Here is an 11833-nt window from a genome sequence, read left to right as displayed (position 1 = left end):
TGACCGACACACGCAGCGCTGCCGGTATCAGGACCAGTGCCTTATCGGACCAGTGTCAATGTGAACAAAGTTGCTGCGCGGGTAATATCCTACACCACCTGCACGCAGAGATAACGCCGCTTTGCGAACATTGTTCAGGGCAATGCCTTCAATATGAAAATCCATCGCCTGGCCTTTGGTGTGATAACTGTGTTTCGCCACACCCGGACCGGATTCGCGCAGCATATTGTTGGTGGCGATGGTGCGGTAACCCGACACCAGCTGAATCGGTTTACGCGTTCCCAGCAACGCCTGCAGGCGATAAATCTGGTCAAACAGATGCGGGTCAATCTTTCTCATCTGATTGGCACGGTAGTCACGGAAAAAGTGATTTAAGCGAGCTAACTCATCCTTGTCATAACTCTTGCCGTTAAAAAACTCTGTTTTAAGGCTTTCACCGGTGTGAAGGTTATTGAGCGTCAGAATTCGCGGACGGGAGGTGGAAAGCGAGGCCAGTGCTGAGCCAGGCAGCAGTGACAGGCCTGCGGCGGCCCCTCCGATCAGGAGCAATTTACGACGCTGAGAATCAAAATTAGCCATTTAGCGGGTTTACCTGAGATTAATGCGATAAAAAATGTGTAAAAAGCACACAAGGCCGAACATTAACCGCAGCCATACACTCAGTCAACCCGTGGTCGGGAACGGAAAGGCCAAAACCAGCCCGACATCACTTATTCGGAACTGGTTTTGGAATTTTTAAATAGCGGGGAGTATCGATAAATCAATCACTAGAGCAGCAACTGTCCGGCTTTCACCAATACCTGACTGCCAGAACGCGCTGGATTATCATAATTGTAAATATCTGTACGATACTGTGGTTGACCATCATCCGCCACCCAGGCCGTCAGATAGTACAGGTTAACCGGGATCCGGTGGCGAATCGGCACATATCGCGTGTTGCCCTCCTTCAGGGTGTCGGAGATGCGACTGTCATTCCAGCCCGCGTCCTGCAACAACAAATCAGCCAGCTCCGATGCCTTATTCACGCGAACACAGCCGGAACTGAGGGCGCGGATATCACGCTGGAACAGGTTATGGTTGGGCGTATCGTGCAGATAAATCGCATCTGAACTGGGCATATTGAATTTGTAGCGACCCAGCGAATTCATCGCCCCTGGGGACTGCCGTATGCGATACGGGAAGCTGGCAGCCGATACCATTCTCCAGTCGATCATCGACGGATCGATCACCTCAGCATCCTCACTCCAGCCGGACAGCAAGATAAAGCCATGCTTGTAAAGATAGCTCGGATCCTGTTTGACCTTCGGCACAATGTCCTGACGCACCAGTGAGGTTGGCACATTCCACGGTGGATTCAGCACCACATTATTCAGGGCGCTGCGCATCAGCGGGGTTTTGCGATCGGGACGGCCGACAATCACCCGTGATGACAGGATGGTGGCACCGTTGTTGTAGTAGGTCAGAGAATAGTTGGGGATATTCACCATGATGCCGTTATGCATGTCATCCGGCAGCAGGCGTAAACGCTGGATATTCAGCGCCAGCAGCGCAGCACGCATTTGCGGCGACACATTCAGCCATTCACGGGTACGTGGGCCAATCGCCCCATCGTCAGCCAGTCCCTGCCAGTGCTGGAAACGTTTTACGCCATCCACCAGCGCCGCATCATAAACATTGTTGGTTGACTGGTCTGGGTTGGCGGCCACATTGCCCAGCGGTTGCGGTGCCTGGGCGGGCAAATCATTAACGCTGGTGGCCGAAGGGCTGACAGCGACGGGCTGCTCACTCTGGCTCACCGGCACCGGCGCGGTAGGCACCGCATCGTCTGCTGGCGTTGGCGTCGCGCTATGGCCGGTCAGCATGCCGGTGCGTTGTAAAATTTCGCGCAGCGCGGGGATATCATTGCTGATCTGGCCGGGGCGCAACGTGCCGCTGTCGCGCAGTTGTGGCCACGGGCGATTGTCAGTCAGCAGGGTTTTCAGCGCAGCATGCATCGGCCGGTATTGCGGATGCTGTGGCTCCAGCGACGTCACAAAGCTACGGCTGCCACCGCCGTTCACCGCGTTCTGCCATTGATTAATCACCGCTACCGTCGGCATAGCCATTTTGTAAGGCACGTTGCTGTACAACCAGGTCTCACCCTGGGTGGGGACATTCGAGACAAATTGCAGATAGCCCAGCATGGCATCGCTTAACACGATATCACGCGCCATCCCTTTGATTTCCGGGTTGGTTAACAGCCCCACCCAGCGGGTAAACTGCGGTTGCACGCCGGAAAGTGCCACTTCCGCCAGCTGCTGCTGGAACGCCTGCACCGCAGCCCGATCCTGCCACAGCGGCGCCATGTTACGCGCCGCATAAATGCCCGCCAGGCCAGGCAGATAGAACGGTTGTTCGCTGGGGCTGAAAGCCTGCTGAATCTGATGCTGACTGGCCGCAACGGTCATGGTGTGATGCGTTGTGCCAGGCAGCGCCGCGATAATCGCCGCATGGCTAACAGCCAATGGCGACAATACCAGTGACAAACTGAGTGCTATTGCAGCACGATTGAATCTGCTTTTATTATTCAGCAACATCCCTGCCCCCTTCTCGCCTAAGACACAGCCGACTCGCTTATGCTGTGTACTACCTTAACCATATTTTTGAGTATACAAATAAAAACGGCATTTGCATCAGGCTGCAAATGCCGTTTACACATTAACCGTAGCGATGAATTTTAACCAGATTCAGCGCTATGAATTTTCTGTTTCCAGGTCGATATCACTGTTCTCGCGTTTTACCGGTGCCGGGTCAGCTGAGAAACCGCGCAGGCCCACCACATGGACGTGTTCGGTGTTGTTGAACACCTTACGCACCAGTTTATAGGTGGTCCCTTTTTCCGGGCTGATGTTTTCCGGCGCAGCTATCACCAGCTGCATCTCCAGACGCTCACACAGTTCAAACAGGGTGGCGATGGAACGTGCATCGAGACGTGCCGCTTCATCAAGGAACAGCAGACGACACGGCGAGATATCTTTACCGCGCAGACGGCGTGATTCCTCTTCCCAGCTCTGCACCACCATCACCAGAATCGACATCCCGGTACCGATGGCTTCACCGGTAGAAAGCGCGCCACTTTCCGCACGTAACCAGCCATCGGAGCCACGGTTAACCTCAACTTCCATCTCCAGATAGTTGCGGTAGTCGAGCAGCTCTTCACCGATGGTTTGCGGCGTGCGCTGGCCCATATCGATCTGCGGATTCAGACGCTGGTACAGCTTCGCCAGCGCTTCCGAGAAGGTCAGACGATTGCTGTTAAACAGATCCTGATGCTGTTCGTGTTCTTCCGACAGCGTATCCAGCAGCATGGAATGGGTCTCGCGCACGTTAACGTTAAGACGCACGCTGCGTACCTGACCAAAGCTGACCGCCTGTAATCCCTGGTTCAGCTGACGAATACGGTTCTGCTCACGCTGAATGGTTTTACGGATGATATTGGAGACGCTGCGCGAACTGATCGCCAGCGTCTGCTCACGCGCCATCAGTTCTTCCGTCAGACGATTCAGCTCAATCTCCATCTGCTCGATGGCTTCCACCGGATCATCGGTACGAATGATGTCCTGACGAATACGCTCGCGCAGATGCTGATACACTGCAATAAAGAACTGAATTTTACGCTCCGGGCGTTTGGGGTCTTCCGACATGCGCAACACATCGCGCAGGTGTTCGTTATCCGCCACCGCCAGACGCAGCGCACCCAACGCTTTATCCGACATAGAACGCAGCTCATCGCCACTCAGGTAGGCCAGTTCACGACGATGCAGACGACGCTCGACGCCATTCTCTTTCACCAGACGTAGCACGGTACACCAGCCCGATTTAGCACTCACCACCTGCTCGCGCATCTGATGATAATCGCGCTCCAGCTTACGCAGTTTCTTCTGCAGGCTGTCCATTTCGGCTTCGCAGAACGTCAGCTGTTTTTCCAGCTGATTGCGGCGCGCACGGTTATGGCTCAGCGCGGTATAGAGTTCATCGCGACGGGCGCGGGCGCGTTCTTCCGCGCTGGCATCCGCATGAACACCGATGTCCTGCATCTCCTGCTGCAACTCTTTCAGCATGTCGCGCTTGGCGTCATAAGAGCTTTTCAGTGATGCCAGCACTTGAGAGTACTGCGTCAGCTGCGTCTGATGCTCGCGCAGACGTTCACGGGCGCGGCTGCGTTCGCCTTCCGCCTGCTCAAGACGCTGACGCAATTTCTCGTTCAGGTCGCTGTTGCCGGTCAGCATGCCCGCTGAATCGACATAACTGAAGTGAGCACGACGCTGCACCACTTCGGTCAGCGCAAATGCCTGCTGGCGCGTTTCGCGCTGCAACTGCTGCGCTTGCTGATAGTCGCGCTCCAGCTGATCGTGCTGCTGCGGATCGCTCTGCAACACCGCCACCAGCGGTTCCAGCTTCGCCAGTTTATTGCCGTGCTGATGCAGGAAACGTGCGGCCTCCTGGGCTTCATCAACGCGCTCACGGATCTCTTCGCAGCGGTCGGCCAGCGTATCGTCCAGCAACAGCGTAACGCGCGGCAACAGGCGATTCAGCTGGGCCACGCCCTCGCGCGCCTGCTCGTACTGCATACGTTGCTGCTGGTTGTCGTTTTCATGCTGACTCAGCGCGCGTTCCAGTTCACCACGACGGCTATTGAGCTGGCGAATCAGCGCTTCCGGGTCTTCATCAAACGCCACCGCCAGATGGCTGCCGATAAAGCGGCTGAAAGATTGGTGCAGACGCTGGGTTTTCTGTACATCAAACGACAGCGTGGCATAGCGTTCCGCCAGCTGGTCGCGTTCGTTATTCAGCAACTCCAGCTGGTTTTCACGCGCGGCGCGACCAAATAACGGCACTTTCGGGAAGCGGGAATAGCGCCACTGACGTTCCGCCACCTTCACCACCACCGCGTTTTCCAGCTCATCAACGCCGAATACGCTGTCATCAAATGACTGCGGGTCCCCTTCGATCAGATAGAGATCTTCCGGGCAATCTTCCAGACCATTCAGCAGCTCGCGTACCAGCGACAAATCTGGTACCACGATGGCATGACGTGACGGACCATACAGCGCCGAGAAGTAAGGCGCATCGTCCAGCGTCACATCATCATAAATTTCTGACAGCAACACGCCGCCAAAACGCTCGGCCAGCTGGGTCAGACGCGCATCTTCCGCACCGCCAGGCTGGCTTAAGCGTTCGATTTGCTTCTCGATTTCACGCTTACGCGCCGCCACTTCATCACGTTCGACGGTGGTTTCACGCTCACGCTCCAGCAGTTGCTGCATAAATTCGGTGATTTGCTGGCTGCTGGTCAGCTGCTGGCCGGTTTGTTCGCTGAGCTGAGTCAGGATCTCCTGCGCAGCTAGCCAGTGCGGCGCGCGCGCGGTCAACGCGGTGATACGCTCACGCAGTTGCTCCAGCTCCTGACGCATCAGCATGCGGCGTTCACCGGCATCGGCGACGCTGGCGCTCAGTTGTTCAATCTGCGCTTCCAGCTCACGCTGCAAGCCTTCCAGCGCATCAGCATCATATTGCTGGCCCTGCCGCTTACAGAATTCCGCCAGCAAACGCTCCGCTTCATTCTGCTCACGCAGGCGCTGCTCCAGTTCATTGAGGCGCAAGCGCAGCGAGGAGAGTTGTTCCGCATGATGACGCTGGTTGGCGGCATCACGCAGCAATTCACGGCCAACCTGCCAGGCATCCTGACGGTTTACCTCACCGGCAATGCTGGTGACCAGCGTCAGCGCCTGCTCAAACTGGCTGTGCGCCGCTTCGGCAACGCTCAGCTTCTGTTCCAGGCGCAGCAGTTGTTCCGTCGCTTCTTCTTCACGTGCCTGGAAGGTTTCCTGCCATTCAGCGGCATTGTCGATGGTCAGATCGGCCAGCTGGCATTGCGCGCGCGCTTTTTCCAGCGCCTGCAAGGCCTGCTGATACTGAATGGCGCGGGTTTGCTGCACATCGAGCGCCTGCTGGAAATCGGCCAGCTGACTTTTCAGCTCATCCACTTCCACTTCAGCCGCTTCGGTACGCGCTTCATTTTCTTCATGCACTTCGCGTGCTTCGGCCACCACCTCATTCTGTTCTTCGAGGCGGTAAGTCAGCTCTTCCAGATCGGCATCGTAGCGCTCGATCTTTTCCTGCTGACGCATCGCCGTCTGCACCAGATTCAGGTGATCGCTGGCGGCCTGATAATCGGTTTCCAGATCGCTTTCAGCACCCGCGTGTTCCGACAGCTCGCGCGCCATTTCAATGTGGCGATACTGTTCCGAAGCCAGCTGGTTACGGCTGGTAAACAACTCGTTACGCAGCTGCAAGGCACCATCGAGATGGATGCGACGTTCGTTGGCGTGACGCATGTAGTCCGCTGAAACGTAGCTGGTGGCTTCCGAGATCAGATGCTTAAACAGGTCGCGGTCAGATTGGGTGACGCGAATCGCTTCCAGCGTCATGCGGTTTTCACGCAGTGCGGCTTCCATATCCTGGAAGGCCTTACGCACCCCGCTGTTTTCCGGCAGCAGGTAATCACGCAGCGAGCGGGTAATGGCGCTGGAGATACCGCCGTACAGCGAGGCTTCAATCAGACGATAGAACTTGCTGCGATCACCCGCGGTACGCAGGCGACGCGGCACCACGCCAAGCTCAAACAGCGTGGCGTGGTAATCGGTTACCGAGCTGTATTGACGGAACTGCACACCTTCCTGCGCTTCCACCCGATCTTTCACTTCCGCCAGCGGCAGGACGCGCGCCTGGCGACTGCCGAGGATCTCGGTGAGCATATCGGTCGGCTGCGTATCGGTGGGTAAGCCATGGATGCTGAACGGCTTGATATCCACCTTCTTGTCACGCCCGGCCACCTGTTGCAGACGTACCCCAACCACCACGCGCTGATGGCGTGAGTTGACCACATCCAGCACCGCATAGCAGACACCGGCCCGCAACTTACCATGCAGACCTTTATCACGCGAACCGGAGGTTGCACCGGCCTCGGTGGTGTTACGGAAGTGCAGCAGCGTCAGGTCCGGGATCAACGCCGTGACAAACGCCGCCATGGTGGTCGATTTACCGGCACCGTTACCGCCCGACAGGGTGGTCACCAGCTCATCAAGATCAAAGGTACGGGCAAAGAAGCCGTTCCAGTTAATCAGGGTTAGCGAACGAAATTTACCGCGTTCAATCATGCCTGCTCATCCTCCGCGTTATCACTCGCTTCGCTCTCGGCGTCGTTATCATTTTCATCGCTGTCCGGGGTGGCGCTGGCATTTTCCAGCGTCATGGCTTCGCCATCGCGAATCAGACGCAGCTGCGCTTCGCGGGCATCATCACCACTGCGCACATCGGCACCGAAGCGAAACACCGATTCGGTAATGCGAAATTTGCTGCTGTCATTGCCCATAAACCACACCATGCCGAGACGACGCAGACGGTTGAGCGATGCGCGCATCTTCTCCTGCAATTTGGCACGGTCAAGGTCGGAGCCGGTGGAGCGCTGGTTAACCAGCTTGAGCAATTTGCTCTCGTCCGCCAGTGACAGCAGTTCGTCGTACAATTCCTGCTGGGTGAAGATGCCTTCATTCGCCAGACGTTCCGGGCTGAGATAGAGGAAACAGAGGATTTTCCCCACCATCATATCCAGCTCGGACAGCACAGAACGCGGGATCAGCGTGGTCGAACGTGGACGCAGGTAGAAAAAGCCTTCCGGCGCACGAATCAGTTCCACGTTATAACGCGCGTAAAACTCTTCCAGATATTCCTGGTAATCCATCAGGAATGCATGATTATCCAGCTCTTCGATGCCAATGTGGCGTCCCGCGCGTAACTGGCTATCGAGCGCGGGGAAAATAGGATTTGCCAGTGCCTGAGCCAGTTTGACTGGCATCACTTGTTCAATATTTGTCGATGACATGTGCCTGCACCTTGGCTCCGTATTCATTAATGGTCTGCCATTCCGCAGGCAGACCGGCTAAATCGGCTTCGGCCACGCCGAGGCGAACCGCCTGATCAATCACGATGCGCGCCAGATCAAAGTGGCGGGCACGCGGATATTGCGACAGATAGTCGCGCATCACCGTGGCAAGGTTGAGCGGTCGCTGCTCCTGCCGGTACACCTGCAGGGCTTCTTCAATCATTGCGGCCAGTTGCTCACGAATTTCGTTAAACTCTTCGTATTCCAGCTCGGGCGGCAGTTCCCCCATCACCTCGTCGTTGCGCAGCGTCATTTCTTCATCACGCATATCAAACAGACGGTCGGCGTTGGCGTAGGTCAGCGCCCACGGCTGGTCGAAATAGTTTTGCACCGACAAACGCAAACGCTGCGCAAATACGCGGTTTTTGTCCATGTCGATGGCGGTACGAATAAATTTATGGACGTGGCGATCATAGCCAATCCACAGGTCGATAGCCTGTTGACCCCAACTGATAATGCGGTCCAGCTTACTTTGCAGATCAAATACCAGCTTATCGACAAAGCCCAGGTCCGGGCTGCTCAGGGTAGCGTCCTGAATACGCAGCAGATTGGCCTGTAACTTATCGCCCGCCGCTTCCAGCGTATCCTGCAATTCACGCAGCGTGCCGGAGGTTTCTGACAGCAGCATTTCACAGCTGGAAATCGCCGCACGCCAGTCTTTGTTCAGCAGATCGGCGATATCGGTTTTCACCGCCTGCTGCTGTTCATCCATCAGACGCTGCGTCATATCGATGCTGTCGAAAATTTCCGCCACCGAATATTTCAGTGGCGCAAAGACGTTACGGTGCCAGTGAAATTCATCACCATCCTCTTCCGCAGCATCGGCAGCGCGTTTCAGCTCCTGCGCCACAATCGACAGCTGCATCGAAAGACGCAGAGTCGAAAATTCGCGCTGGCGGATGTAATAGTCGGTGATGCCGATGGCCAGCGGCGTCAGACGGTAAATAGCATTGCCTTCCGTCAGTTCGCTGGTAAAACGGTTAAGCAGACGCTGCCGCACCATATCGTTGATGGCGTTGTTGGCACGCACCTGTACGGTTTCGTGGGTTTGTTCGAACGCTTTGCTGACATGACGAAATGCGTCAATCAACTCACCTTCACTCATTTCGCCGTCCATCCGCTCACCGTTTAAGGTGGCGATAGCCAGCAAAAAGGCCAGACGTTCTACCGGCAACGCAAGCGAAAAATCGTTCTTGCGCGCCCATGCCACCAGTTCGGGCACCGTCTGGGAAAATTCGCTCATAGTTGGTCCTTCTACCTGGGTTTGCGCGCGGTCACATGGATATAGCGCCCTAAACTCAAAAAGGGCTCCTGGCGACAGTAGCGCCGTTCCATCTCAATAATGGACTCAACGTCTTTCAGGGCGGCGGCCTGCTCTTTCATGTAGTCACAAAAGACGCGAATGCCAGCGCGCTGTTCAATCTCAAAGCCGCAGTCTGTCAGCCAGCGATACACTTCTTCAGGATCGCGGGGATAATCAGGCGACAGCGTGCGCTTTTTGCGTTTGGACATATTGGCCTGCAGATAGCCAAAATTGCCGAGGGTGAGCAGACGCAGGGTTAAGGCATGACGATTAAAAAACATCAGCGACAATACGCCACCCGGCTTCAGAGTACGCCATAACGCCTGCAATACTTCCTCGGGCTGCGCGACCCATTCCAGCACAGCGTGAAACAATACCAGATCAACCGGCTTATCCAAATGTTCGCCGACCTGTTGCGCGCTAATTTGTTTGAATTGCATGTTGTGGCTCACACCCTCGGCAAGCGCGTGTGCCTCAGCCAGCTTCAGCATCTCTGCAGAGAGGTCGCACAGCACCACCTGATGTCCACGCGCAGCCAGGCCGCTGGAGATTTGTCCCACGCCACCACCCGCATCCAGCACCGACAGCGGCCCAGCGGGCAGCGTCGGCAGTAGCGCATCCAGCTCATCCCACAGGATCGCCTGACGCACCATGCCTTTCTTGGTGCCATAAATGTTCTTTGAAAATCTCTCCGCGAGATCGTCAAAGTTACGATCCTGCATGCTGGTCGCTCCGCTCTGCTGCATTCAACTTGTGCTATTTTGTCACAGGCTCAACAAGAATGAACCTTTCATCCCGTGGTTAGTGTCTGGCTGCTGTTTTTTCGGCCAAAAGGAGCAATTTTCGATGTTTTTCACGTTAAAAAAAGTGATCGGTGGGATGTTACTGCCCTTGCCGCTGCTGCTGTCATTAATGGCAGCTGGACTTTTATTGCTCTGGTTCAGCCGCTGGCAGAAAAGCGGCAAAATCCTGATATCAATCAGCTGGCTTCTGCTGCTGTTACTTAGCCTGCAACCGGTGGCCGATCGCCTGTTGCTGCCGCTGGAAAACCAGTATCCGACCTGGAACCGCAGTGAACGCGTCGATTATATCGTGGTGTTGGGCGGCGGATACACCTTTAATCCTGCATGGGCGCCCAGTTCGAACCTGATTGGGAATAGTCTGCCTCGCGTGACTGAAGGGGTACGCCAGTGGCGACGCTATCCGCAGGCAAAAATGATCTTTACCGGTGCGGCAGCAGGAGATAACCCGATGAGTAATGCCCGCGTCGCAGCGCAGGTGGCGGAAAGTCTCGGCGTTCCGGCTGACGCCATCATGGTGCTGGATCAACCTAAAGACACCCGTGAGGAAGCACAGGCGGTAAAAATCGCCGTGGGACAGCATCCGTTCCTGCTGGTCACTTCAGCTAATCATCTGCCACGCGCCATGCATTTCTTCCAGAGCGCCGGGCTAAATCCTCTGGCAGCACCGGCTAACCAGCTGGCTATCACCTCACCACTCAATGGGTGGGAGCGAGCTATCCCCTCTCCCTTGTGGTTGAGCCATAGCGAACGGGCGATTTATGAAACGCTGGGGCAAGCGTGGCAGGCAGTCCGCGGAGATGATATGACCTCACCCCAGCCAGGGGAGTAGCTGTTCCCGCGCACGATCAAAACGCGGACGATCAAATTGCCCGGTATTCACCAGGGTATCGATGCAGTCCCATAATTGATACAGCCAGCGCCGCCAGAGGAAGCCCTCTGCCACCGGCGCGCGCTGCAAATAGTGTTGCAGCAGTGACGCCTCAGCACCGTTATCCCCCAGCCGCATCAGCTCAAACTCACGCGGTGCCCACAGCACATTGCCGGGCTGGGTCATTGCCACCAGTTGATCGCTGTGTACATCCTTCATAATGCTCGCGAGGCGCAGGTTGCCATGAATCAACACGCAGGGATCGTCAAATCCTTCCAGCAGGCGGGGCAGTTGCTGACGACTGCGAAACAGAATTTGCCGATCGTCGAGGGTGAAACCAGGCGGTGACAGATAACCCAGGGTCGACCACAGCACTTCAACCCGCTGCTGATACCAGGCGGGCCAGCTGTTTTCCTGAATGCTATCGATGCTCCCCACCAGACCGTGGCTATCAATACGATGCCAGGCCAGCAAGCCCTCAATGACCTGCTCACACAATTGCTCCCAGCGTGCGGCAGTGCGCGATGGCACTTCGGCAGAAACACCATTGAGGCGGGCCATCAGTAACATTTCATGCACCGGCTTTTGCTGACTCAGCACCAGACCAAACACCGCAGGAACGGCAATCAAACCATCACGGCCCAGCATCGCCAGCTTTTTGGCTTCCAGCGCGGCGCGCCCCTGATGACGGAAATACTTCGCCACCACCGGCATCGGTTTATCGGCGGCATCGTACAGGGCGTAAAGCCGCGATTGTGATTGTTCACTAATGGTTTCGAGACGGCCGACGCTTTCTCCAAGCACCAGCGCGAGTTCTGAACGGAGCTGTTCCATGCGTCATCCTCCCCAGTCAAAGTGACTTGATTATCCTGGAG

General features: G+C 56.1%; 8 protein-coding genes. 1 reads left to right on the top strand and 7 read right to left on the bottom strand.

From position 1 onward, the window contains the following. Positions 1 to 27: 27 nt before the first annotated feature. The 6 genes from mepK to cmoM all read right to left on the bottom strand — a co-directional run bounded on the left by mepK (position 28) and on the right by cmoM (position 10009). Positions 28 to 579: a peptidoglycan L,D-endopeptidase MepK gene (mepK, locus tag HA50_RS06800; RefSeq protein ID WP_084873716.1), complete on the bottom strand. Its 552-nt coding sequence runs from the start codon at positions 577 to 579 to the stop codon at positions 28 to 30. A 188-nt stretch (positions 580 to 767) separates the two neighbouring features. Further along, positions 768 to 2576, bottom strand: coding sequence for a L,D-transpeptidase (gene ldtD / locus HA50_RS06795; protein WP_084873715.1), 1809 nt, complete (start codon positions 2574 to 2576; stop codon positions 768 to 770). Positions 2577 to 2732: 156 nt separating this feature from the next. Further along, complete coding sequence (mukB, locus tag HA50_RS06790) at positions 2733 to 7199, bottom strand: chromosome partition protein MukB (protein WP_084873714.1); 4467 nt, start codon at positions 7197 to 7199, stop codon at positions 2733 to 2735. Next, positions 7196 to 7924, bottom strand: coding sequence for a chromosome partition protein MukE (gene mukE / locus HA50_RS06785; protein ID WP_084873713.1), 729 nt, complete (start codon positions 7922 to 7924; stop codon positions 7196 to 7198). Before mukE ends, mukB begins: the two co-directional genes overlap by 4 nt. Next, positions 7905 to 9227, bottom strand: a complete 1323-nt coding sequence (gene mukF / locus HA50_RS06780) for a chromosome partition protein MukF (protein ID WP_084873712.1) — start codon at positions 9225 to 9227, stop codon at positions 7905 to 7907. Before mukF ends, mukE begins: the two co-directional genes overlap by 20 nt. Positions 9228 to 9238: 11 nt before the next feature. Beyond that, positions 9239 to 10009 (bottom strand): tRNA uridine 5-oxyacetic acid(34) methyltransferase CmoM, encoded by a 771-nt coding sequence (gene cmoM / locus HA50_RS06775; protein ID WP_084873711.1) that lies wholly within the window; start codon positions 10007 to 10009, stop codon positions 9239 to 9241. Positions 10010 to 10133: 124 nt separating this feature from the next. Here cmoM and elyC point away from each other — a divergent pair, with 124 nt between their 5' ends. Further along, positions 10134 to 10919, top strand: coding sequence for an envelope biogenesis factor ElyC (gene elyC / locus HA50_RS06770; RefSeq protein ID WP_084873710.1), 786 nt, complete (start codon positions 10134 to 10136; stop codon positions 10917 to 10919). Here the strand turns inward: elyC and HA50_RS06765 are convergent. Then, the gene (locus HA50_RS06765; protein ID WP_084873709.1) at positions 10899 to 11792 is read right to left on the bottom strand and encodes a YcbJ family phosphotransferase; all 894 of its coding nucleotides are present in this window, start codon (positions 11790 to 11792) and stop codon (positions 10899 to 10901) included. The genes elyC and HA50_RS06765 overlap by 21 nt on opposite strands. Positions 11793 to 11833: the final 41 nt, after the last annotated feature.

This window comes from Pantoea cypripedii, assembly GCF_002095535.1.
GTDB classification, from domain to species: domain Bacteria; phylum Pseudomonadota; class Gammaproteobacteria; order Enterobacterales; family Enterobacteriaceae; genus Pantoea; species Pantoea cypripedii.
The sequence above is the reverse complement of the archived record's forward strand: the minus strand, read 5'-3'. Positions and strand labels throughout refer to the sequence as shown.